The organism is Microvirga sp. (assembly GCF_014699075.1).
Taxonomy (GTDB): Bacteria; Pseudomonadota; Alphaproteobacteria; order Rhizobiales; family Beijerinckiaceae; genus Microvirga.
Window position 1 is genome coordinate 13,812 of record NZ_JACXAB010000013.1, and the last position, 22,672, is coordinate 36,483.

19 protein-coding genes and 1 tRNA gene are annotated in these 22,672 nt (G+C 65.7%); 7 read left to right on the plus strand and 13 right to left on the minus strand.

The window, feature by feature from the left end; all coding sequences use genetic code 11:
- Positions 1-633 (minus strand): S24 family peptidase, encoded by a 633-nt coding sequence (locus tag IC232_RS17710; protein ID WP_190846308.1) that lies wholly within the window; start codon positions 631-633, stop codon positions 1-3.
- A gap of 154 nt (positions 634-787) precedes the next feature.
- Here IC232_RS17710 and IC232_RS17715 point away from each other — a divergent pair, with 154 nt between their 5' ends.
- Both IC232_RS17715 and IC232_RS17720 read left to right on the plus strand, forming a co-directional pair.
- Positions 788-1,132, plus strand: coding sequence for a DUF952 domain-containing protein (locus IC232_RS17715; RefSeq protein ID WP_190846309.1), 345 nt, complete (start codon positions 788-790; stop codon positions 1,130-1,132).
- A complete protein-coding gene (locus tag IC232_RS17720) occupies positions 1,129-2,214 on the plus strand; it encodes a quinone-dependent dihydroorotate dehydrogenase (protein WP_190846310.1) in 1,086 nt (361 codons plus the stop codon). Before IC232_RS17715 ends, IC232_RS17720 begins: the two co-directional genes overlap by 4 nt.
- 9 nt (positions 2,215-2,223) lie before the next feature.
- On the opposite strand, the gene IC232_RS17725 is transcribed toward IC232_RS17720, so the two are convergent.
- Together IC232_RS17725 and IC232_RS17730 are read right to left on the minus strand one after the other, a co-directional pair.
- Positions 2,224-3,561, minus strand: coding sequence for an MATE family efflux transporter (locus IC232_RS17725; RefSeq protein ID WP_190846311.1), 1,338 nt, complete (start codon positions 3,559-3,561; stop codon positions 2,224-2,226).
- Positions 3,562-3,569: 8 nt separating this feature from the next.
- Positions 3,570-3,833, minus strand: a complete 264-nt coding sequence (locus tag IC232_RS17730; RefSeq protein WP_190846312.1) for a DUF6460 domain-containing protein — start codon at positions 3,831-3,833, stop codon at positions 3,570-3,572.
- A gap of 95 nt (positions 3,834-3,928) precedes the next feature.
- Here IC232_RS17730 and IC232_RS17735 point away from each other — a divergent pair, with 95 nt between their 5' ends.
- Entirely contained in the window at positions 3,929-4,870 is a 942-nt protein-coding gene (locus tag IC232_RS17735; protein ID WP_190846382.1) for an alpha/beta hydrolase, read from the plus strand.
- A 328-nt stretch (positions 4,871-5,198) separates the two neighbouring features.
- Here the strand turns inward: IC232_RS17735 and IC232_RS17740 are convergent, their stop codons facing one another.
- The 5 genes from IC232_RS17740 to IC232_RS17760 form a co-directional block, all read right to left on the minus strand.
- Positions 5,199-5,870 carry a response regulator gene (locus IC232_RS17740; protein ID WP_190846313.1) on the minus strand — a complete coding sequence of 224 codons (672 nt, stop codon included), beginning with the start codon at positions 5,868-5,870 and terminating at the stop codon, positions 5,199-5,201.
- A 128-nt stretch (positions 5,871-5,998) separates the two neighbouring features.
- Entirely contained in the window at positions 5,999-6,451 is a 453-nt protein-coding gene (locus IC232_RS17745; protein ID WP_190846314.1) for a secondary thiamine-phosphate synthase enzyme YjbQ, read from the minus strand.
- Positions 6,452-6,453: 2 nt separating this feature from the next.
- A complete protein-coding gene (locus IC232_RS17750; protein WP_190846315.1) occupies positions 6,454-8,172 on the minus strand; it encodes a cisplatin damage response ATP-dependent DNA ligase in 1,719 nt (572 codons plus the stop codon).
- The gene (locus IC232_RS17755; protein WP_190846316.1) at positions 8,169-9,353 is read right to left on the minus strand and encodes a ligase-associated DNA damage response exonuclease; all 1,185 of its coding nucleotides are present in this window, start codon (positions 9,351-9,353) and stop codon (positions 8,169-8,171) included. The genes IC232_RS17750 and IC232_RS17755 overlap by 4 nt, the downstream gene beginning before the upstream one ends.
- A gap of 191 nt (positions 9,354-9,544) precedes the next feature.
- Positions 9,545-9,624 (minus strand) — tRNA-Ala (locus IC232_RS17760).
- 474 nt (positions 9,625-10,098) lie between these two features.
- On the opposite strand from IC232_RS17760, the gene IC232_RS17765 reads away from it, so the two are divergent.
- Positions 10,099-11,028, plus strand: a complete 930-nt coding sequence (locus tag IC232_RS17765; protein WP_190846317.1) for a class I SAM-dependent DNA methyltransferase — start codon at positions 10,099-10,101, stop codon at positions 11,026-11,028.
- A 144-nt stretch (positions 11,029-11,172) separates the two neighbouring features.
- Here the strand turns inward: IC232_RS17765 and IC232_RS17770 are convergent, their stop codons facing one another.
- Positions 11,173-11,991, minus strand: a complete 819-nt coding sequence (locus tag IC232_RS17770; protein ID WP_190846318.1) for an SDR family oxidoreductase — start codon at positions 11,989-11,991, stop codon at positions 11,173-11,175.
- Between the two features lie 260 nt (positions 11,992-12,251).
- Here IC232_RS17770 and IC232_RS17775 point away from each other — a divergent pair, with 260 nt between their 5' ends.
- Positions 12,252-14,948 carry a ligase-associated DNA damage response DEXH box helicase gene (locus tag IC232_RS17775; protein ID WP_190846319.1) on the plus strand — a complete coding sequence of 899 codons (2,697 nt, stop codon included), beginning with the start codon at positions 12,252-12,254 and terminating at the stop codon, positions 14,946-14,948.
- Complete coding sequence (pdeM, locus tag IC232_RS17780; protein ID WP_190846320.1) at positions 14,945-15,646, plus strand: ligase-associated DNA damage response endonuclease PdeM; 702 nt, start codon at positions 14,945-14,947, stop codon at positions 15,644-15,646. The genes IC232_RS17775 and pdeM overlap by 4 nt, the downstream gene beginning before the upstream one ends.
- Before the next feature lie 225 nt (positions 15,647-15,871).
- Here pdeM and IC232_RS17785 read toward each other — a convergent pair whose 3' ends face one another.
- The 4 genes from IC232_RS17785 to IC232_RS17800 all read right to left on the minus strand — a co-directional run bounded on the left by IC232_RS17785 (position 15,872) and on the right by IC232_RS17800 (position 21,832).
- Positions 15,872-16,849 carry a nitrilase family protein gene (locus tag IC232_RS17785; RefSeq protein WP_190846321.1) on the minus strand — a complete coding sequence of 326 codons (978 nt, stop codon included), beginning with the start codon at positions 16,847-16,849 and terminating at the stop codon, positions 15,872-15,874.
- Between the two features lie 76 nt (positions 16,850-16,925).
- Entirely contained in the window at positions 16,926-17,687 is a 762-nt protein-coding gene (locus IC232_RS17790) for a TIGR02186 family protein (RefSeq protein ID WP_190846322.1), read from the minus strand.
- Complete coding sequence (locus tag IC232_RS17795; RefSeq protein ID WP_190846323.1) at positions 17,684-18,613, minus strand: sulfite exporter TauE/SafE family protein; 930 nt, start codon at positions 18,611-18,613, stop codon at positions 17,684-17,686. The genes IC232_RS17790 and IC232_RS17795 overlap by 4 nt, the downstream gene beginning before the upstream one ends.
- 102 nt (positions 18,614-18,715) lie before the next feature.
- Positions 18,716-21,832 (minus strand): SEL1-like repeat protein, encoded by a 3,117-nt coding sequence (locus IC232_RS17800; protein WP_190846324.1) that lies wholly within the window; start codon positions 21,830-21,832, stop codon positions 18,716-18,718.
- A gap of 370 nt (positions 21,833-22,202) precedes the next feature.
- On the opposite strand from IC232_RS17800, the gene IC232_RS17805 reads away from it, so the two are divergent.
- Positions 22,203-22,613, plus strand: coding sequence for a MerR family transcriptional regulator (locus tag IC232_RS17805; protein ID WP_190846325.1), 411 nt, complete (start codon positions 22,203-22,205; stop codon positions 22,611-22,613).
- Positions 22,614-22,672: the final 59 nt, after the last annotated feature.

Consider the following 22,672-nt stretch of genomic DNA (forward strand, 5'->3'; position numbering starts at 1 on the left):
CTACTGCCGCGCCCACATGATGCGGGCCGTCCAGGCGATCTCCTCGGTGGGGATCACCTGGTCCTCCTGGTCCTTCACAAGAGAAGTCATCTCCAGGGTCTTGGCCGAGCGGCGCTTGAGCTCCTTGGCCAGGATCTGACCGCCTGTGGTGCACACCACGATCCGGTCTCCCTTGCGGGTGCTGGCGGTAGGCGAGACGATGAGCACATCTCCGTCCCGGTAGAGCGGCGCGAGCGTGTCGCCGGTGACTTCGAGGGCGAAGACCTTCTCCTGGCCGAAGTCGGGAAATTCGAGTTCGTCCCAACCGGAGCCTTCCGTCGGCGTGCCGTCCTCGTTGAGGATCTTTGCGGACGTCGCTTCCTCCATGCTGATCAGGGGGATCATGGAGCGGCGCAAGGAACCGGTAGGTTCGACGAGGCGCAGGAAATCCTCGAGCGTCGCGCCGGTCGCTTTCAGGATTTTCGAGATCGACTCCGTCGAGGGCCAACGCTCCCGGCCCTCCGGACTGACGCGTTTCGAACGATTGAAGCTTGTTGCATCGAGACCGGCCTTGCGGGCGAGGCCCGATGCGGTCATGCCATGACGTGATGCCAACGCATCGATCGCAGCCCAAACGCGCTCATGGGACAACATCGTAAAAAACCTTCGCGAGAAGCGAATAACTGAAAGCGAACCTATGATTAGGAATTAAGATTGTTCTAAGGCATAGACAATGGCCTCCCGCCTCTTGAGACAATATGTCTAATCAGGATTGCTCCTGAAGCGACGCACGATTAATCGGGTTATCATGCGCATAATCTACAAAATCTGCCCGGCACTGCTCTGGCGCGAGGCTGAAAAGGTTGGTTTCTTCGTGGGAGCGCCTATCGATATCCAAGATGGGTACCTCCACTTCTCCACCGCCGAGCAGGTCCGCGAGACAGCCACTAGGCACTTTGCCGGTCAAAGCGATCTCCTGCTGATCGCCATCGATGGCGACTCACTCGGGGATGCCCTACGCTATGAGCCGTCCCGTGGCGGGGATCTCTTCCCGCATCTCTACGCTCGGCTGCCTTTATCGGCTGTGCGATGGGTGAAGCCGCTGCCTCTCGGGCAGGATAACCACCACATCTTTCCGGATCTCGACGCATGATCGGTGCACTGTTTTCCCTCGCCAAGCCCGCGCTGCATGCGCTCGATGCGGAAACCGCACACCAGTTGACGATCAGGGGATTGTCCCTGATGCCGATGATGCCCGCGCCTACCGACGATCCTCGTCTGTCCGTCGAGGTGTTCGGCAGAACCTTCCCCAATCCCGTCGGGCTTGCGGCGGGGTTCGACAAACAATGCGAGGTGCCGGATCAGCTTCTGGGTCTCGGCTTCGGCTTCGTCGAACTCGGCGGCGTCGTGCCGAAGCCGCAAGAGGGCAACCCGCGCCCGCGCGTTTTCCGGCTCACCCAGGACGAGGCGGTGATCAACCGCTTCGGGCTCAACAGCGACGGGCTCGATGCGGCATGCAAGCGCCTGGCGCAGCGCCGCGGGCGCACCGGTATCGTCGGCGTCAATATCGGGGCGAACAAGGATTCCGTCGACCGCATCGCCGATTACGTGCTGTGCATCCAACGGCTGTGCGGGCTTGCCGATTTTCTGACGATCAACGTGTCCTCGCCCAATACGCCGGGCCTGCGCGACCTGCAGGGCGAAGCGTTCCTCGACGATCTTCTCGCCCGCAGCATCGAAGCACGGAATAAGAGCGAACAGGGCAGACACAAGACGATCATGCTCCTGAAGATCGCACCCGATATCTCGCTCGATGCGCTCGATGCGATCGTGGCCACGGCGCTCAAGCGCGGCATCGACGGGATCACCGTTTCCAACACGACAGTTGCGCGGCCCGATAGCCTGAAGGACAAAGCGCTCGCATCGGAGACCGGCGGCCTATCGGGCAAGCCCCTCTTCATTCCCTCCACGAAGCTTCTGGCCGAGACCTTCCTGCGCGTGGAGCGCAGGATCCCTCTCATCGGCGTCGGCGGCGTCGATTCCGCTGAGACCGCCTGGGCGAAGATCCGCGCCGGCGCCAGCCTGGTGCAGTTCTACTCGGCCATGGTCTACAAGGGGCCCGGCCTCGTCAGCGACATTAAGAACGGTCTGGTGCAGACGCTCGCGGGTGAGAAAACATCGCTGGCGCAGGCGCTCGGTCGTGATGCTGCGGCGATGGCCAGGGGAGAGTTCTGAAGCCTAAACTCACGCAAGACTGGCGAAGGTCTTTCTCGCCAGCCTCGGATAGAGAATGAACTGGCCCAGGCCTCTTGCGCTTAAGAAAACGAGCAGCGCAATCCAGAGAGCCGTGTTGCCGAGATTGCCGGCGGCGAGAAGGATGCCGGCATAAATCACGAACGCGATCACCATCAGGTCGCGCATGGAGCGGGTCCAGGTCGCGCCCGTGTAAATGCCGTCGAAGGCAAAGGCCGCGGCACCGAAGAACGGGGTCAGGGCTGCGAAAACAAGATAGTCGCGTGCATAGGACCGCACGTCGGGATTGGTCGACACGAAGTCGATGAACGGCCCGCCGCTAATCAGGACGAGCGCCGAGACGGCAAGGCCGAAGCCGAGGCTCCATCCGAGGCTCAAGCGGATGGCGCGGCGGAAGCCGCGCTCGTCGCGGGCGCCGATGCTCTGGCCGCACAGGGTCTCGGCCGCAGTGGCGAAGCCATCGAGGAAATAGCCGCCGATCAGGAACATGTTGTAGAGCACCGCATTCGCCGCGAGCGTCACGTCTCCGGAGCGCGCGCCCATGGCGCTGAAGATCGAGAAGGCGAGGATCAGCGCCACGTTGCGGATCATGATGTCCCGGTTCATGGTGAGCGTCTGCAGCATGGCCGCCCGGTTCAGCACCTCCGCCCATGTGACGGCCAGCGGGTTGGAGCCGAGGCGGCGCTGCACGAGAAGCCCAAGCCCTACGCCCAGCACCTCGGCCAGCGCCGTGCCGATGGCCGCACCCGCGATGCCGAGGTCGAGGCCCAGCACCAGCGCCATGGTCAGCACGATGTTGGCCACATTAATCGCCACCTGCAGCAGCAGGCCGAGATCCGTGCGGCCGCGGCCCAGCGTGGAGCCGAGGATCACATAATTCGCCAGGGTGAAGGGCGCCGCCCAGATGCGAATGAAGAAATAGGTAGAGAGCGCCTCCGTCACCGCTTCGCTCGCGCCCGCCATGGAGAAGGCCATGGCAGCAATCGGCCATTGCAGCAGGATGAGCAGGAGACCCGTGATCGCGGCCACCAGAAACGCACGGGCCAGCGTCACATCGACCTCGTGCCGGTTGCCGGCGCCCGTCGCCTGCGCCGTGAGGCCGGCGGTTGCCATGCGCAGCGACCCGAAGCTCCAGAACACGAAGTCGAAGATGACGGCCCCGAGCGCCACCGCGCCGAGGAGATGCGCCTCGCCCAAGCGGCCGATCACCGTCGCGTCGACGAGCCCCAGCAGGGGCGTCGTCACATGCGACAGGGTCATCGGCAGCGCGAGCAACAGGATGCGGCGATGGGAAACGTCCAGCCGCTGCGTGGTCGGTGCGCCGTCCATGATGGGCCTCAGCGCCGGCTGCCGAACAGGCGGGAGATGAGCCAAAGCGGGACCACGATGACGGCCCCGTAGAGGATCCAGAGCCCCACCTTCTGCACGGTCTCGAAGCTGAGATCCAGAACCGAGGCGATCCAGTCGAACAGCCCTTCGATCAACCCGAAGGGCGTGAGGTTCAGGAAGTACAGGAACGCGCCGACGAGGAGCGACAGGAAGATCAGCTTCACCAGCACCGAGCCAGGGGAGCCGCCGAGAAAACGGTTCAGGTTGGACATGCTTCTCATCTCGTCAGAAAGCGTAATGGACCTTGAGCTTTGCGTGTGCTTCATCGCAGGGGCCGGCGATGAACGCAACCCAACCCGAGTTTCGCATGATCGACCCCGCCCTCTTCGATCCCTCCGCCGTCAGCGAGGAGATCCGCGCCCAGAATGCCGAGATCGTCGCCAAGCTCTCCGGGCTCGGCCGCTACTGGGAGGCGCCCCCCGCCCTGATCCGGGAGAACAGGCGCAAGGGCCTCGGAGCCTTCCCGCTCATGCCCCTGAGCAGCAGGGCGGCAGTCATCACCATCGACGGGCCGAGCGGGCCGCTTCCGCTGCGGATCATCGCTCCTGAGAACCCGCGAGGGGCCTATCTCCACATCCATGGCGGCGGCTGGACCATCGGCACCGCCGACGAGCAGGATCCCTGGCTCGACCGGCTGGCGGAGCGATGCGGCCTTGCGGTGGTGTCGGTGGAGTACCGGCTTGCGCCCGAGCATCCGTTCCCGGCCGGTCCCGATGATTGCGAGGCGGCGGCCCTCTGGCTCGTCCGCGAGGCGGAAAGCCGCTTCGGCACCTCGCGCCTGTTCATCGGCGGCGAGTCGGCGGGTGCGCATCTCTCCGCCCTGACCCTGCTGCGCCTGCGCGACAAGCATGGGCTCAGCCCCTTCAGAGGCGCAAACCTCTTCGCCGGCTGCTACGACGTGAGCCTGACCCCGAGTGCCGCCAATTGGGGCGACGAGCCCCTCATCCTGAACACCCCCGGGGTCAAGCTTTTCGCCGACAATTTCTGCGGCCCGGATCTCGACCGGCGCAATCCGGCCGTCTCGCCGCTCTATGCCGACCTGACGGGCATGCCGCCTGCGCTCTTCTCGGTGGGAACGCGCGATCTGCTTCTCGACGACACGCTGTTCATGGCCTCCCGCTGGGTTCCCGCCGGCAACAAGGCGGAGTTCGCGGTCTGGCCGGGCGGCGCCCACGTGTTCATCCGCTTCGATAGCGCGCTTGCCGAGCAAGCCCTGTCGCGGATCGACTCGTTTATCGAGGGGTTGTAACGGAGACGTCGTTCAACACGCTGGCTGCGAGGATCAGCAGGCAAGCGATTAAGGCAGCAAGCGCAACTACTCTTTGCTGATAAAGGCCTGCCATACGAGCCTCTTCCAACCATGATACCAAGTTGAAGATTCTCAATTGCCAATAAGGACTGTATGGCCAGGACAAGGAGTAGGGTCTGCCTTCCCGCCTGCAGACATCGCGAATGATGATGCTATCCAGTACGGCCTGCACCAGGGCCAAGGCTCCGCCTAGGGCAAACAGGAAGGCTGTCGTGGCGCTCATTCAGACGGTCCCTAGGGCAGCCTTATCCGTCATCCTGACCTGTAGCTAATCCGCTCCAGCCTGGGAGGGGCGCTGGGTCACGCCGATCTTGGAGGCGGCGATGACGGCTTGCGTGCGGCTGTCGACGCCGAGCTTGTCGAGGATGGCGGAAACGTGGGCCTTCACAGTGGCCTCGGAGACCCCGAGTTCGTAGGCGATCTGCTTGTTGAGCAGGCCCTCGGACAGCATGGTCAGCACGCGCACCTGCTGCGGGGTCAGGGTGCCGAGGCGACGGACGAGATCGGCGGTTTCCGCGTCCTCGGTGGCCGAGAGGTCCACGTCCGGCGGGGTCCAGGTGTCGCCCGCGAGCACCGCCTGGATGGCGCCGCCGATGCTGTCGATGTCGATGGATTTCGGGATGAACCCGGAGGCGCCGAAATCCATGGCCCGGCGGATCACGGTGGGCTCCTCCGTGGCGGACACGATCACCACCGGAAGCTCTGGATATTGCGCCCTGAGGGACATGAGGCCGGAAAAGCCCTGGACGCCCGGCATGGTCAGGTCGAGCAGGATCAGGTCGACGTCGCGTTCCTGGGAGAGGGTGGCGTTCAGGTCATCCATGCCGCTCGCTTCCATCACCCGGGCATGGGGCATGATGGAGGCAACGGATTGCCGCAGCGCGCCGCGAAACAGCGGATGGTCGTCGGCAATGATGATCGTGGTGGACTGACTTTGCACGTGTGGCTACTCCCACGAGACGCTTGCCCTGTGCCTTAGCCGCTTCCTTTGGGCAATGGCAAGGCAGCAAACGTTTTTCTGCGTTATTCTACGGGAAAGTCCGGCGGCGTCCCATCCAATCATGTGGATTACGCTCCGATCAGATGGACGATCAGGTCGCGGGTATGCGGCCGGTCCCGGTGCTCGGCCAGATAGACGCCCTGCCAGGTGCCCAGCACCATCTGACCCTCCACCACGGGAATGCTCAGGGACACCTCGGAAAGCATGGTCCTGATATGGGCCGGCATGTCGTCCGGTCCCTCGATGGAGTGGACATAGCCGGCCTCCCGGGGCGCCAGCCGGTCGAGGGCGGTGAGCAGGTCCCGGCGCACATCGGGGTCGGCGTTCTCCTGGATGAGGAGGGAGGCCGAGGTGTGGCGGCAGAAGACGGTCAGGAGGCCGTTCAGAACCCCGGTGCCGAACACCCAGCGCGCCAGAGGGTCGGTGATCTCGGTAAAGCCCGGGCCTTCGGTCTCCACCACGAGCCGGCCGCTCACCTGTTGGGTGACGCTTGCCTCGGAGAGGGTTTCCACGTTCAGCATCGTCAGGCCTCCTGATCCTTCAACGGATGAACCTCCTGTTCGCCCCGCTCCAGGATTTTTTCGAGGGTCTCGATCCGGTCGGCCTCGGCTGCGGGCTTGTCCCAGCGGATGCGGTTGATGCGCGGAAACCGCATGGCGACGCCCGATTTGTGCCGGGTCGAGCGCTGCAGCCCCTCGAAGGCCACCTCCAGCACGAGCCCCCGGTCCTTGCCGTATTCCACCTCGCGCACCGGGCCGAAGCGCTTGACCGTATGGTTGCGGACAAAGCGGTCGAGCTTCACCAGCTCCTCGTCGGTGAAGCCGTGATAGGCCTTGCCCACCGGCACCAGCTCCTCGCCCCCCGGACCGTCGCGCCAGACCCCGAAGGTGTAGTCGGAATAGAAGGACGAGCGCTTTCCGTGGCCGCGCTGGCCGTACATCATCACGGCGTCGACAAGGTACGGGTCGCGCTTCCACTTGTACCAGTAGCCCTTGGGGCGGCCGGGCAGATAGGGGCTGCTCGCCCGCTTCACCATGCAGCCCTCGATGGCATCCGCATCGGGACCGGCCCCGACCGAGGCCGGATCCGCGCGGGCTGCGGCAAGGTCTTCCCAGGTCTCGAAGGGCACCATGGGCGAGAGGTCGATGCGCGGGTCATCGAGCCGGGCAACGAGGGCTTCCAGGCGCCGGCGCCTTTCGGCGAAGGGCAGGGCGCGCAGGTCCTCCTCGCCCTCGAACAGGATGTCGTAGACGCGCAGGTGAGCGGGAAACTCCGCGATGAGCTTCGGGGTCACGGCCTTCCGGTTCAGGCGCTGCTGGAGCACGTTGAAGGTCTGCACCCGGCCCTCACGCACGATCAGCAATTCGCCGTCGATGGCGCCCTCGAAATCGAGCGCCTCCACGAGATCGGGAAAGGCACGGGAGACGTCCTCGCCGGTGCGGGAGTAGATTCGCCGCACCGGGCGCCCGTCGCTGCCGTGGCCTGAAGCCGCTTGGAGGCGGATGCCGTCCCATTTCCATTCGGCCATGAACTCGGACGCCTCGAGCTTCGCAAAGTTTTCGTCCTCCAGCGGATGCGAGAGCATGGAGGGGCGGAACGGCGCCGGGTTGCCGGATTCCGGTTTCTCGCCCCGGCCCTCGACCCAGGCGAAGAGATCCTCGTAAGGCGCCTCGAGCCCGTGCCAGACCAGCTCGACCTCGTCGGGCTCGATGCCCCCGAGCTGGGCGACGGCGGTTTTGGCCAGCCGCGCCGAGACGCCGACGCGCAGCTCCCGGGTGATCAGCTTGATCAGCGCCCAGCGCCCGGTCTCGTCCAGCGCATCCATCCACCCGGCGACCCGGGCCGGCAGATCGCTCTTGCTGGTGGTTGCCAGTGTCTCGATCACCTCGGTGAGGGTCGGCACGTGCGGCGGCGGGTTGTTGTGGCCGATGGTGGGGGTGCCGTCTACTTTCGCCGCTGCATCATGCCCCGGAGCGGGCCAGATCAGGGCCACGGTCTCCGCAAGATCGCCCACATAATGATAGGACATCCGGAACAGCTCCGGGTCAGTCCGCTCCTCCACGAGGCCGCGGATCAGGCCGGGCTTGGCTTCCTTGAACATCAGCGCGCCGGTCATGGCGGCGAGCGCATAGCCGCGATCGGGATCCGGCGTATGGCGGAAATAATCCGTGAGCAGCCGCAGCTTCGCGTTGCGGCGCGGCTCGTAGCCGAGGCGGTCGAGGAGGGCAGCGAAGCGGTTCATGCCGCGCCTCCTTGACCGCTCTCCTCATCCTCCCCTTGAGGGGGAGGATCGGCTTGTAAAGCCGAGGTGGGGTGATTGGCGCCGACACTCTTCGAGCTTGGCGCTTCCACCCCGCCCCGCTCGCCCTGCTCACGACCCTCCCCCTCAAGGGGAGGGTGGGCAGCCTCCTCCGCCTCGCCCTCGTCGCCGTAGCCCAGCATGTGCAGGGGGCGCGCTTTGATGCCGTGGGTGGTGCACCAATGGACCAGGGCATCCTCCTGCCCGTGGGTGACCCAGACCTCGCCGGCCCCGGTCTCCAGGATGGTGCGGCAGAGATCGTCCCAGTCGGAATGGTCGGAGATCACCAGCGGCAGCTCCACGCCCTTCTGCCGGGCCCGCCCCCGTACCCGCATCCAGCCCGAGGCGAAGCAGGTGACGGGATCGGGAAAGCGCCGGGACCAGATGTCCTGGATCGAGGAGGGCGGGCAGATCACGATGGCCCCAGCAAGCTTCGAGCGCTCGGCGGCCACGACCTTCGGGGTCTCGCCCAAGGGGATGCCTTCGGATTTGTAAAGCTCGGTCAGGCGCTCCATGGCGCCGTGGAGATGGATCGGTTGGTCGTAGCCCTCCTCGCGCAGGAGCGCCATGACCCGCTGCGCCTTGCCGAGCGCATAGGCCCCGACGATATGGGCGCGCTCGGGAAAGAGGGCGACGGAATCGAGGAGCTTGCGCACCTCCGCCCGCGTGTCCGGGTGGCGGAACACCGGCAGGCCGAAGGTCGCCTCGGTGATGAAGACGTCGCAGGGCACGACCTCGTAAGGAAGGCAGGTCGGGTCCTCGGCGCGCTTGTAGTCGCCGGACACGACGACCCGGGTGCCGCCGGCCTCGATGGTGATCTGCGCCGAGCCCAGCACATGGCCTGCCGGCGTAAACCGCACGGTCACGTCGCCGACGCGGAGGCTCTCCCGCAAGGTTGCCTCCTGGGTCGCGTCGGCGAAGTCCTCGCCGTAGCGCACGCCCATGATCCGCAGGGTCTCTCGCGTTGCCATGACCGAGCGGTGGCCTGAGCGGGCATGGTCCGAGTGACCATGGGTGATCAGCGCCCGCTCCACGGGCCGGACCGGATCGATGTGAAAGTCGCCGAGAGGGCAGTAGAGCCCTTGCGGGGTCTGGGTGAGGATGTCGGTGGAACGCAGCGCCATGGGTGGGAATATAGGGTCCGGTTGGGGGATGCCAGACTGGATAACGCCGAACCAGCGCCTTCGGGCCCGAGGCTGAGTGGCCTCAAGCCGTCAGGTCAATCGAGGGTGGCGCTCAGGGCAGCCCGGCTCGATGTGGTGTGGGATAAGTGAGAGCCAAGCTGCTCGTCACGCGCGGTTTGTTTCAGCGGACCTGGAGCAAAGCCAGGATCGGCCACCTGCGATCACAGGCTTGCGAGGCCTGCGGCAGGACCGCTCCTCGCCCCACTCTTGCGACGCCTCGCGAGCGCGCCCCTCATCGGACGAGGATGGGACAAGGTATAGCCGAGCTTAGGAGAGTTGTCAAGAACAAAATAGGAACATGCACCTTGCCCTCTCCCCTCTGCGGGAGAGGGTGACCCTCGCGTCAGCGAGGGTCGGGAGAGGGGCAGTGCTCAACCGGACTTCCCCTCTCCCGGCTCACTGCGTTCGCCACCCTCCCCCGCACAGGGGGGAGGGATCGCGTTCCGCATAATGCACGCGATCCTGACTCGCCCTCGACGTTCTGGATGACGGCAGTGGGATCACAAAGGGATGTCATTCCCGGCGAGCGTAGTGAGGGAAGAGAATCCACTCGCACCCTCAGCGCCATGGATCCCCTTCCCGGCCTCACGGCCGCCGGGGATGACACAGGCACGTAACGGCACGAGAGAGGCGTTAGGCGGAACACGTTGTTGACAGCCTCTCCGCTGTCCCGCATCCACAAGCCATGCCACCGACCTCGACCGTCCGATCCACCGGCGACTACCGCGCCGATCGCCGCTATGAATATGCCCGCGCGGCTTTCGATGAGCGCGATTTCGAGGCCGCGGCCGATCTGGCCCGGCAGGTGCTGGAGCTCGCGCCGGATTTCGCGCCCGCCCATGCCATGCTGGGGCGATCGCTCGCCGAACACGGCATGCGGGCGGAGGCTGTGGACGCCCTGCGCCGGGCTCTCGCCCTGGAGCCTGCCGATGAGCTGGGCGTACGCCTCGACCTCGCCCGGCTCGGCGCGCTGTCGCCCGACGAGGCCATCACAGGCGGTTATGTGCGGGCGCTCTTCGACGATTATGCGCCGAAGTTCGACCAGCACCTCACCAAGAGCCTGTCCTATCGCGGACCGGAGCTGATCGCCGACGCGCTTCGCCGTGCCTGCTCCAGGCAGACCCGGGAGTATCGCTTCGGCCTCTCTCTCGATCTCGGTTGCGGCACCGGGTTGATGGCGCAGGCGCTTAAGGGGCTGTGCTCCTCCCTGGAGGGTGTCGATCTCTCCCCCGGCATGCTGGAGAAGGCGGAGAAGACGAAGCTCTACGACGCGCTGCACGAGGGCGAGCTCGTGTCGTTTCTCTCAGGCCGTGCCGGTGCGGAGGCCGACCTCGTGCTGGCGGCCGACGTGTTCGTCTACATGGCGGCGCTCGATGCCGCGTTCCGGGAGGCGCACCGGGTCTTGAAGCGCGAAGGGCTCTTCGCCTTTACCGTACAGGCCCATGAGGGAGAGGGCCTCATCCTCGGCGAGGATGCGCGCTACGCCCACAGTGAGAGCTACCTGCGGAAGCTCGCGGAGACGGTGGGTTTCACGATGGTGATCTTCGAGCGGGTCTCGACCCGGGAGGATCGCGGCGTGGCGGTTCCCGGGTTTTTGTGCGTGCTGCAGCGCTGACACTGCGGTTCCATCATCCTCAGTCCTCATCCTGAGGAGGTCGCTTAAGCGACCGTCTCGAAGGAGGTTCCAGTGCTCTCTGGAGGATCCTCAGAGACGCAGCTGCGCTGCTCCTCAGGATGAGATTGTGTTTGTGGGAGCGGTTTATTCCACCGGCTTTGACGGATGCGGCGCGCTCTCGTAGCAGCCCACCACCGACTGGTCGAAGTCGATGATCGAGCCGGTCATCATGCCGGATTCCGGCGAGGTCAGGAACGCCACCGCGCGGGCGACCTCGTTTGGATCCAGGAGACGGCCGAAAGGCTGTTCCTTCTCGGCCTTCTCCAGCCAGCCGTCCTGGGCGCCGTGGTAGAGGCGCACGATCCTGTCCTCGCCGGGTGTGTTCATCCAGCCGATGTTGAGGCCGTTCACGCGGATGCGCCAGGGCATGAGGCTGAACGCGGCGTTCTTGGTGAGCGTGGCAAGCGCCCCCTTCGAGCCGCAATAGGCCGAGATGAAGGGCTGGCCGCCATGGGCCGACATGGACAGGATGTTGACCATCGTGCCCTCGATCTTTTCGCGCCGCATGATCGTGGCGGCCTCCTGCATCAAGAAGAACGGCGCGCGCACATTGACCGCGAACATGCGGTCGAAGAGCTCCGGGGTGGTGTCGAAGATCGTGCCGCGGTCGGTGATGCCGGCGGCGTTCACCAGCACGTCGATGCGCCCGAAGACGCTGTCCGCCCGCCCGGTGACCTGGCGGGCCTCTTCGACGCTTTCGAGATCGGCGCGCACGAATTCCGTGTGGCAGCCCTGGTTGGAGATTTCGCGGGCCACCGCATGCCCGCGCTCCTCGTTGCGGCCGCAGATCACGATGCCCTTGGCGCCGCGCTCGGCCAGCGTGCGGGCAATGGCCTCCCCCACGCCTTGCGTGCCTCCGGTGACGACGGCGACGGCGTTCTGGAACTGGGTCTCGTGCGGCATGGCGTTGCTCCTCTCAAGTGTTGTTTTTGGCATTGGAGCGACCTGAAAGGATCTCAAGCCGGATAGCAAGCTGGCAAGGGGAGGGGTTCACATGTTCTGATGAGGCACCGCCAGTGTCGTCCCCGGCGCCCGTAGGCCGGGAAGGGGATCCATGGCGCTGAGTGGATTCCCTTCTCCTCCGCTGCGCTCTGGCCGGGAATGACAAGGGGGCGGTGCCCAGCCATAGCGGAACCATTCCGGGGGCCCTATCTTGAGGACTCATGTCTCGAGTCTCCGCCTCTCTTCTCCCCAAGACCTTCCGTGACTGGTTCAAGAGCCGAGGCTGGAAGCCGAGGGCGCACCAGCTGGACCTGCTCGCCAAGGCGCGTGAAGGGCGCTCCGTGCTTCTGGTGGCGCCGACGGGCGCGGGCAAGACGCTGGCCGGGTTCCTGCCGAGCCTCGTGGAACTAGCGGAGAGGGGGCCGAGCCGCGGCACGGCCAAGGACAGGCGGGGCCTCCACACCCTCTACATCTCGCCCCTGAAGGCGCTGGCGACCGATGTGGCGCGCAATCTTGAGATCCCGGTCGCCGAGATGGGATTGCCCATCCGCGTTGAGACCCGCACGGGCGATACGCCGTCGCACAAGCGCGCCCGCCAGATCGAGCGGCCGCCGGACATCCTGCTCACCACGCCGGAGCAGCTGGCGCTGCTGTTGGCGCACGCGGAGGCGCAGGAGTTCTTCCAACATCTGCGCCGCGTGGTGCTGGACGAGCTGCACTCGCTGGTCACCTCGAAGCGCGGCGACCTGCTGTCCCTGGGCTTGGCACGGCTGATGACGATCGCCCCGCAGGTGACGGCCGTGGGATTGTCGGCGACGGTGCGCGAGCCGGATGATCTGAGGCGCTATCTGGTGCCGCAGCGTTCCACCTCCCCCTCGAGGGGGGAGGTCGCACCGGAGGTGCGGGAGGGGGTGGAAACACAACCGTCGTCGGCGCTACCACCCCACCCCGGAGCGCTGACGCGCTCCGACCCTCCCCCACCCAAGTCAGATGTTTCTGACTTGGGCAGGCAAGAGCGGATCTCGGGAACACCCGAGATCCGAGGGGAGGATAAAGAGAGGCTCGCCGATCTCGTCGTGGTGCAGGGCGGCGCGAAGCCCGATATCCGCATGCTCGACCTCGACGAGCGCCTGCCGCTCGCCGGCCACACGGCGTCCTTGTCGATGCCGGCGATCTACGATCTCATCCGCACGCACAAGACCACGCTCGTCTTCGTCAACACGCGGCTTCAAGCCGAATACACGTTCCAGGAGCTGTGGAAGCTCAACGACGACAACCTCGCCATCGCGCTTCACCATGGTTCGCTCGACGTGTCGCAGCGCCGCCGCGTCGAGGAGGCGATGGGGGCGGGAAAGCTCAAGGCGGTTGTGTGCACGGCAACGCTCGACCTCGGCATCGACTGGGGCGATGTGGATCTCGTGGTCAATGTCGGCGCGCCGAAAGGGGCCTCGCGCATCATGCAGCGCATCGGGCGCTCGAACCATCGCATGGACGAGCCCTCGGAAGCTTATCTCGTTCCGGCCAACCGTTTCGAGATCCTCGAATGCCGCGCCGCGCTCGATGCCGTGCACGAGGCCGCGCAGGACACGCCGGATGCGCGCGTCGGTGCGCTCGACGTGCTCTGCCAGCACATCCTCGGCATGGCCTGCGCCGGGCCTTTCGGCTTGGAGGACTTGTACGAGGAGGTGCGTTCCGCTGCGCCCTATGCGGGGCTGACATGGGAGGACTTCGAGGCCTGCGTCGCCTTCGTGGCCACGGGAGGCTACGCCCTTCGGGCCTACGAACGCTTCGCCAAGATCGTGAAGGGCAACGATGGCCTGTGGCGCGTGCGCGATGCGAGAGTGGCGCAGCAATATCGCCTGAATGTCGGCACCATCGTCGAAGCCACGATGATCAAGGTGCGGCTCGGCAAGAGCATGCGCTCGCGTCCGGGGACCGTGCTGCCGCGTGGACGGATCCTGGGCGAGATCGAGGAGTATTTTGCCGAGACGCTCACACCGGGCGACACCTTTGTCTTCGCCGGCGAGGTGGTGCGTTTCGAGGGCATCTCAGAGGACGAGGTGCTGGTCACGCGCGCGGGGTCCGGCACGGACCCGATGGTCCCGTCTTACGCGGGCGGCAAGTTCCCGCTCTCGACTTTTCTCGCCGCGCGCGTTCGCGCGATCCTCGCCGACCCGTTCGAGTGGGACCGCCTGCCGCAGCAGATGACCGAATGGCTGCTGCAGCAGCGCCGCCGCTCCATCGTGCCGGGCGCGCGCGATCTCCTGGTCGAGACATTCCCGCGCGGCAACCGCTTCTACATGACGTGCTTCCCCTTCGAGGGCAGGCTCGCGCATCAGACCCTCGGCATGCTGCTCACCCGCCGATTGGAGCGCGCCAAGCTCAAGCCCCTCGGCTTCGTGGCGAACGATTACGGCATCGCGGTCTATGCCTCGGGCGATATCGCCGGGCGGGCAGGGCGCGATCCCGGCTTCATGGATGAGCTGTTCTCCGAGGACATGCTGGGCGACGACCTCGAGGCTTGGCTGGCGGAATCATCCCTCATGAAGCGCACCTTCCGCCAATGCGCCGTGATCGCCGGCCTCATCGAGCGCCGGTTCCCGGGGGAGAAGAAAACGGGCAAGCAGGTGACGATCTCCACCGACCTCGTCTACGACGTGCTGCGCAAGCACGAGCCCGATCACGTTCTGTTGCGCGCTGCGCGGGCGGATGCGGCAACGGGACTCCTCGACGTGAGGCGCCTCGGCATGATGCTTGAGCGCATCCGGGGGCGAATCATCCACAAGCCGCTCGACCGGGTTTCTCCTTTGAGCGTGTCCGTCATGCTGGAGATCGGCCGCGAGCGCGTCTATAGCGACAATGCGGACGAGATTCTGGCCGAGGCGGAAGCAGCGCTTCTCGACGAGGCTTTGGCGTGACGGCATTGCAGAAGAACAAACAGACAACGCACGAAATCGAGCTGAAAGGTCAGCTGGCGCTGCTCGACCTGACGGGCGCGATGTATCTGCCGGCCCACGATGCGCTGCTCGTGGCCGATCTCCATTTCGAGAAGGGCTCGTCCTTTGCCCGGCGCGGCATGATGCTGCCGCCCTACGACACCCGCGAGACCCTTCTGGCGCTCTCCGACGCGGTGTTCCGCTTCAACCCGAAGACCGTCATCGCGCTCGGCGACAGCTTCCACGACATCGGCGGGCCGGAGCGCCTCGGAACCGAGGAGCGCACGACGCTTTCGGAGGTGCAGCAGGGCCGCGAGTGGATCTGGGTCACGGGCAACCATGACCGCATCCTCCCCGACAGCATCGGCGGGCAGGTGGTGGAGGAAATGGCCCTCGGTTCACTGACGCTTCGCCATGAACCGATGGCAGGCGAGCAGGCGGAGATCGCCGGCCATCTCCATCCGGTCGGCAAGGTGGTGATGCGCGGACGCTCCACCCGGCGACGCTGCTTCCTCACCGACGGCAGCCGCTGCGTGATGCCGGCGCTCGGCGCCTATGCGGGCGGCCTGAACGCCTGCGATGCGGCCTTCAAGCCGCTCTTCGCCAACGGCTTCACGGCGCACCTCATCGGCACCGAGCGGATCTTTGCCATCGCGAAGTCGATGCTCTGCCGGGACTAAGCATTTTAAAGCGCCGTCATGCCCGGGCTTGTCCCGGGCATCCACGTCTTCATGGCACCGTGGTTCAAAGACGTGGATGGCCGCAACAAGTGCGGCCATGACGTGGAGTGTGTCATCCTCAGGCTAAGCCGCAGGCGAGGGAAGGGGATCCACTCACACGCTCAGCGCTTTGGATTCCCTTCCCCTTCGCTGCGCTCCGGCCGGGAATGACACTGCGTCCTCCGCTCACTCCGCCGTCTTCACCACCGGCGCCTCCGAGAAGCGCGCCTGCCGTGGTGAGAGTTCATGCCCCTGTGCTTGCGTGAGGAGCCCATAGAGGTCAGGCCTTCGGCCGCGGATCCAGCGGCGGCCGGTGGCCAGCGGCAGGAGGTCGAGGTCGAGATCGGCGACGACCAAAGCATCGTCTGCTTTCCAGGTCTCCGCGATGATCCTCCCATAGCAGTCGATGATCATGGCGTTGCCCGTGCGCACCTCGCCGTCGTCCTCGCCGACGCCGTTGGCGAACAGCAGGAAATAGCCGTTGTCGTGCGCTCGGGCCGGCAGCCAGCGCATCAGCCACTCGCGTCCTTTGGAGCCGCGGAACTCCGCCTCGATGGCTTCCGGATTGCTGTGCCGGTTCCTCCAGAGGACCGGATCGATCAGCCCCATGGCCTGTGGGCTGCGCGAATGGCAGCCGCCGGTCTGGTGCGGCGCCATGACGATGTCGGCGCCGAGCAGGGCTGTGGCGCGGGCATTTTCGACGAGGTTGTTGTCCCAGCAGATGAGAACGCCAACCTTCACGCCCCAGGGCGTGTCGAACACCGTGTAGCTGTCGCCGCTCGCGATGTCGTCGCTCTCAAAGGCGTGAAGCTTGCGGTGGCGGTGCACCTGTCCGTCGGGCAGGCAGACCACGTAGGTGTTGAAGAGCCGCCCGTCCTCCGCCCGTTCGATCAACCCGACCCCGATGGCCATGTCGTGCCGGGCAGCGAGTTTTGAGACCGCCTGCGTGGAGGGTCCCGACGGCACGGGTTCGGCAAGCGCCTCCAGCTGATTGCGCCCGAGATTGCGCACATGCCAGTAGCCGGTGAGGCACATCTCTGGAAAGGCGAGAATCTTGACCCCGCGCTCGGCGGCTTCACGGGCGAAGCGTTCCACAACGGCCATGTTGTAGGCCTTGTCGTTGGCCCTGTGGTGAAACTGAACCGTTCCGGCCTTCAGCATCATGGCGCGTGCTCTCCTCAAGCGGCAAGCAGGATCGCCCGATGATCCTGACGTGTAAAGGCGAAGCCTGGGGGCTCATTCAGTCGCGCCGGAAGATCACGTTGGCGAGCCAGCCGAAGAAGATCGCGATCACGGCCGTCGCAAGGCCGTAGAACAATGACCAATCGCGGGCGATAACGCCGACCTGCTCCTCGAAGCCTGTCTTCACCAGCTCGAAATTGGTGGTGGTGCGGGCCAGGATCACAGTGTCGGCAAAGAGCGTCACTTCCACATCGTAATTGCCCGGCGGGGCGGTGGCAGGCAGCGGGATTCCTGCGCGGAAGATATCCGGGGTCAGGAAGGTCACGCCGCGCTCGTCTTCGAGGTAAAGGCCCTCCTGGGCTTTCAGACGGTAGAGGGCATCCCGGAACGGCCTGTCCGCTCCATTGCGGTCGGTGGTGAAGTCGTTGGAGTTGACGAGGGCCGTGAGACCGATCTTCTGCCGCTGGCGCAGCTGGACGCTGGTGATCTCCGTAATGGGCCGGGAGGTCATCACGCTGATATAGGCGGGAACGGAGGGAAACTTCTGCTGTTCCTGGTTGATCCAGACGGGGCCGAGCCGCTCCTTCTCGCGCACGGTCAGGAACTGGCGTGGACCGCGAACCGTGACGACCACGTCAAAGGCTGTGGCGCGGGCGACCGTCTGGGCATCGCGCTCGATGGCGCCGAACACGGCGATCTCCGTGCCCGTATAGTTGGAGTTGATCAGGACCCGATGGTTCGACAGGGACGTGATCAGGGTCTCGGCCCGGGCGGGAGCAAGGCCGGCCCACAGGAGCAGGAGGAGGCCGAGCGCCCTCATGGGCGCACCTCCTGCACGGAGATGGAGAAAGGCTCTTCCGGCTGCAGCACGAGTTCGAGCCCGAAGCGCAGGCCCACGGCGAGCAGCAGGATCGCGAGAAGGAAGCGGAACAGCTCCGCCCGCAGATGGCGCCCCATGCGTGCGCCGAACTGGGCGCCGAAGACGCCGCCGACGATGAGGAGGATCGCCAGCACCATGTCCACCGCCTGGTTGGTGACCGCGTGGAGAATGAGGGCGACCAGCGTGGTGCAGACGATCTGGAACTGGGAGGTGCCGACCACCACGGTGGTGGGCACGCGGAAGATGTAGAGCAGCGCCGGCACCACGATGAAGCCGCCGCCGATGCCGAGCAGCGCGCCGGCAAACCCGATGAAGAGCGAGAGCCCCAGGATCGGGATGACGCTCACATAGAGCTTGGAGCGGTAGAAGCGCATGCGCAGGGGCCAGCCGAGATAGGGCGCATGTTCGCCGGCCTTGCGCCGCAGCCGCACCGTGCCGCCTTTGCGCCGGTGCCAGAACTCCCGGATGCTCTCCTTCAGCATCAGGCTTCCGACGATGGTGAACAGCGTCACGTAGGAGACGACGATCACGAGATCGAGTTGCCCGGCCCGGCGCGCAGCCGCGAAGAACCAGACGCCGAGCGCGGATCCCACGAAGCCGCCGGCCACCAGGATGGCGCCGAGCTTGTGGTCGAGGGCGTTGCGTCTGAGCGCACCGAGCACGCTGGTGGTGGAGGAGGCGACGATCTGGGCCGATTGGGTTGCGACTGCGACCGCCGGGGGGATGCCGAGGAAGATCAGGAGCGGCGTCATGAGGAAGCCGCCGCCGATGCCGAACAGGCCTGAAATGAAGCCCACCGCCGCACCCATCCCCAGGATGAGAAGAACGCTCACAGGCATTTCAGCGATAGGCAAATAGATTTGCAACCCGGTTCCCCTTCGGCCGGTGCAGCCACTTCGTTGTTACAGCATCATGCAGGCGATGTAACGGTCATGTTCTGAACGGAAGATGACGGAGCCTGCCTGCCTTCAACTCCTGTCGGTGAGAGATCGATCCAGGGCAGCGGTCCATTCCGGAACGGCAGCCGGGGGCTCGTTCGCAATCGGGTCCGCGGCGCGCGGGCGCCACTGATCGACGGCGGCCCGGGCAGCCTTCAGATCCACCGGACCGAGGCGAGCGGCCAGTTCGTCACGCTTCCGGGCCGCTTCCGCATCGCCCTGAGCGGCCGCGAGGGAAAACCATTGGAAGGCCTTCGGCAGATTGGGCTTCGAGCCGATGCCGCGGGTGAGGAGCAGGCCCGTGTTGAATTGGCTGTCGCGGAAGCCCGACTCTGCGGCCTCATTGTACCAGCGCAGGGCCGTCGCATAGTCCGGCTTGCCACTGGCTCCGGAGGCAAGCAGGGTTGCGAGGTTGTGCATGGCGCGAACATGGCCGCCAAGAGCCGCCCGCTCATACCAGAAGACGGCCTGCTTGAGATCGCGCCCGACCCCGAGGCCTTTCTCGAACATCGCGGCCAGCCGTTCCTGCGCCGGCGGAAGCCCTGCCTGGGCGGCGCGCTCGAAGAGGCGGACGGCCGCCGCCGGATCCTCGGCCACGCCGCGTCCCTCAGCCAGCCGGGCGCCGATCTCGTACAGCGCCGCCGCATCGCCGGACAGGGCCGCCTGCCGCAAGCCTGCCGGAACCTCTGCCGGGATGCCGCCGACTGTCGCCGGATCCACGAGGAAGCGGCCCGCTGCCAGGGGTGCTGGGATCGAGGGTTGCGCGGCAAAGCTCGACGGCTGGAACAGGCTCAACTCCTGCTTGGCCGCAGGAGCATTGGGTGTGCCCTGTGCGTCAGCCTCGGGGGCTTGAACCTGCTGCGGCGCACTCGCCGACGCGGCGGTTGGAACGCTCTGCTGTCCGGACAGGATCTGTGCGGTCCCGGCGGCCAGGACCAGAAACGCGAGCCCGAGAAGGAGTGGACGGCTGTGGTTGTCGAAGGTCCGGCGCAGGCGCTCGAAAAGGCCGGGCAGTGGCGGCTCGCCCGTCTCGGACTCACCGTTCTGTTCTTCGCCTGTGAGACCTGCCTCCTGCACGGGCGACAGGCGGGAAGGCTCCGCGATCTCCGGCGGCGCATTCTGCGCTGCCCTTCGTGCCGCCGCGATGAGGCTCGCACGCATCTGGCCGGCCTCTTCGTCCGCAGCGGCAACAGGCATGGCATCGACAGGTCTTGCGTCATGCACGGGTGCATCGTGGTTATGAAGCGCAGTCTCCTCAATCCGCGACAGGGTGACCGCATGAAGCTTGCGCACGGCCGCTTCGAGACGGTCAGCGGGCGGCAGGTCTGAGGGCGGGAGGGTCACGCTGCTGGGTGCCGGCGCAGCCTGACTTGGCAGGCGGGATGCCAGTGCCTCCAGGGCCTCATGAACCGACTTCAGGGTTTCCTGCGTCTTCCGGTCCGAGCGGGTATGAAGAGCCTTCAGCTCGACAAAGCCATGCTTGAGAGCATCCAGATCGCCCGCATCCGGCACGGCTGCACGGATGTCGTTCAACGCGGCCCTGGCCGCACGCTCGGCGATTCCGGCTGCCTCGTTTTGCAGGTTCGTCAGATGACCGACCGCTTCTTCGAGGGCTTTATGCAGCGGTTCGCCGGGCACGGACCCGAGGCGTTCCGTCAGTGCCGCAACCTGCCGCTCCAGATCGTCGAAGGCAGCCGGCTGTGCGGGTGTGCGTTCGAGCTTCTCGTCGATGGAACGGAGCATCTGCGCCACGCTGGTGGTATCGCTCTGCTGGGTGAGCTGGCGCAGTTCCTGCCCGATCCGGTCGAACCGCTCCACGAGCGGCTCATAGGACATTCCGCTGACGGCATCCCCTTCGGCGGAGCGGCCGCCTGACAGATCGGCCATGCGCTCAGACAGGAGGGCCAGCTGGTCGCTGATCGGCGCGAGATCGGCCGGCTTCGGGTCCGGGCGGCGGACGAGGAGATCGAGGCGGCGGTCCACGCTCTCCAGCAGTTCCGGAACCTTGCTGGTATCCTGGGCCGTGGCGGTCACGTAGAGGGCTGAGCACACATCGTCGAGGGACCGCTTCAGGGCCGTGAAGTCGCCCTTGCTCACCTGATGGAGGCGAAGCTCGGCGATCTGCCGGCCAAGAGCTTCGATGTCGCCGGAGAGACGGTCCATCTGCTGCGGTTCGGCCCGGCTCGCCAGGTCGTGGCGCAGGTCCACGATCTGACCGCTCAGGAATTCGATCACCGATCGGTTGATCCCTGTCTCGGCCACGCGCTCGATCTTTTCCGCGATGCGGTCGATCCCGAGGCCGAGGTGCTGATGCAGCTCATGATTGACCCGCTCGGAGAGGGTCTGGACCTCTTCGTAGAGAACGGTCATCGAGCCCGCGAGGGTGTGCAGGTCCCTGGTCGTCGGTCCCTGCTCGAGATCCTTGGCCAGGGAGCCGAGGGATGCGCCAAGGGCAGCGATCTCTTCGCGGGTCGCCAGGTGATCCATGCCGGCCCGGAGGGTGTCGATCTCGGTGCGGATCGTCTCAACGGCCGGGGAGACGTCCGGATGCGGCTGCTCCAGGCGGCCTGCGAGCCGGGACATGTCGGCTCGCAGGCTGGACAGGGTTTGGGATATGGGGGCGAGCGCCTTGAGCGCCTCCGCAACAGGAAATTCGACGCGCGGCGGAGCGGACTGCTCGGACGCGACCCGGCGCTCGACCGTGTCGAGGCGCTCCTTCAGGGAAGAGAGGGCCTGGGACAGGATCGCGGCGATGCGCTCCTGCTGGTCCGTGGACGCGCGGGCCGCATCGTTGAGGCGGGTCTCTGCCTGCTCGATCCAGCTCGCCATCGATTCCAGGGCGATGGTCGTCCGTGAGGACTGATCCTGGGCTTGCCGCTCGCTCTCGGCCGCAATGGCCGCCCTGAGGGTCTCGTAATCCGGCTTCGGCCGCGGGCGCGGCGCGGAGGACATCCGGGCGATCAGGCTGTCGAGATCGCTGCCGGCCGTCCGGCGTGGCTTGGGCCGAAAAGCGGGGGCGGGTTCGTCCAACTCGGCCAGAACGGCTGCCGTCCATTCCTCAAGACTCAAGCCCGCCCGGCGTGCCGCGGCCATGGCCAGCTCACGGGCGTCGAGGTCGTCAAGTCTTGAGAGGACGTGTCGTCTCATCATGGGCTCGCGGGGATACGCTGGAACTCCTCAGGACGACGATGGGCCCCGTGCCGATCCTCGTCTGGCGGGCAAAGGGCAGTGGAGAAGAGGCGAATCATGACGCCTCCAAACCCTTCATCCGGCAGAACAGCTTTCGTCGAGCGTAGTAAAAAACCCGTTAAATGGAGGGGGTTTCGGGCAGATTGCCCGCCAGGCAGGCAAATTGTTACCTTACGTCATGCCGCAGAAGGCAGGTTCTTTTGCCCTACCGGCATCTGTTGCTTGTAATACTCTTGCATCTTCCGAAATATATGTTATATAATTTCATTACCAAAGGGGATGTGCGCTGAGCACCGAGCCGAGAAGTAATGAGATGACGGGGCAATCCATGGACCAATACGCAATCGGCGCCAAAGCTGGAGACGCAGCAGAAGGTGCCAAGTACTACACGATCGGTGATCTCGCGCGCGAGTTCGGAGTAACCCTCCGCACCCTGCGCTTCTACGAGGATCGCGGCCTCCTGTCCCCCCGCCGGGACGGCACCGCCCGCATCTACGATGCCCGCGACCGTGAGCGCCTCTCCGTAATCCTGAAGGGCAAGCAGCTCGGCTTCACCCTCACCGAGATCCGCGCCATGCTGGCCGAGGAGCGCTCGGGCAATGGCCCGGCCATGAACCTCAAGCTGTCCCTCGACCAGGTCGAGGACCAAATCCAGCACCTTGAGCAGCAGAAGAAAGAGATCGAGGAAGCCTTGGCCGAACTCCAGGCCCGCCGCGCCGGTCTGGCCGCCGCTGCCTGATCTGCTCCGCACAATCTAGTTCTCTGAAACAAGCCCTTCGGGATCAGGCTGTTCGCCTC

Coding starts and splice junctions, on each gene's coding strand:
- IC232_RS17710 (WP_190846308.1), bottom strand. CDS start 633: ATGTTGTCCCATGAGCGCGTTTGGGCTGCGATCGATGCGTTGGCATCA.
- IC232_RS17715 (WP_190846309.1), top strand. CDS start 788: ATGCGCATAATCTACAAAATCTGCCCGGCACTGCTCTGGCGCGAGGCT.
- IC232_RS17720 (WP_190846310.1), top strand. CDS start 1,129: ATGATCGGTGCACTGTTTTCCCTCGCCAAGCCCGCGCTGCATGCGCTC.
- IC232_RS17725 (WP_190846311.1), bottom strand. CDS start 3,561: ATGGACGGCGCACCGACCACGCAGCGGCTGGACGTTTCCCATCGCCGC.
- IC232_RS17730 (WP_190846312.1), bottom strand. CDS start 3,833: ATGTCCAACCTGAACCGTTTTCTCGGCGGCTCCCCTGGCTCGGTGCTG.
- IC232_RS17735 (WP_190846382.1), top strand. CDS start 3,929: ATGATCGACCCCGCCCTCTTCGATCCCTCCGCCGTCAGCGAGGAGATC.
- IC232_RS17745 (WP_190846314.1), bottom strand. CDS start 6,451: ATGCTGAACGTGGAAACCCTCTCCGAGGCAAGCGTCACCCAACAGGTG.
- IC232_RS17750 (WP_190846315.1), bottom strand. CDS start 8,172: ATGAACCGCTTCGCTGCCCTCCTCGACCGCCTCGGCTACGAGCCGCGC.
- IC232_RS17755 (WP_190846316.1), bottom strand. CDS start 9,353: ATGGCGCTGCGTTCCACCGACATCCTCACCCAGACCCCGCAAGGGCTC.
- IC232_RS17765 (WP_190846317.1), top strand. CDS start 10,099: ATGCCACCGACCTCGACCGTCCGATCCACCGGCGACTACCGCGCCGAT.
- IC232_RS17770 (WP_190846318.1), bottom strand. CDS start 11,991: ATGCCGCACGAGACCCAGTTCCAGAACGCCGTCGCCGTCGTCACCGGA.
- IC232_RS17775 (WP_190846319.1), top strand. CDS start 12,252: ATGTCTCGAGTCTCCGCCTCTCTTCTCCCCAAGACCTTCCGTGACTGG.
- IC232_RS17785 (WP_190846321.1), bottom strand. CDS start 16,849: ATGATGCTGAAGGCCGGAACGGTTCAGTTTCACCACAGGGCCAACGAC.
- IC232_RS17790 (WP_190846322.1), bottom strand. CDS start 17,687: ATGAGGGCGCTCGGCCTCCTCCTGCTCCTGTGGGCCGGCCTTGCTCCC.
- IC232_RS17800 (WP_190846324.1), bottom strand. CDS start 21,832: ATGAGACGACACGTCCTCTCAAGACTTGACGACCTCGACGCCCGTGAG.
- IC232_RS17805 (WP_190846325.1), top strand. CDS start 22,203: ATGGACCAATACGCAATCGGCGCCAAAGCTGGAGACGCAGCAGAAGGT.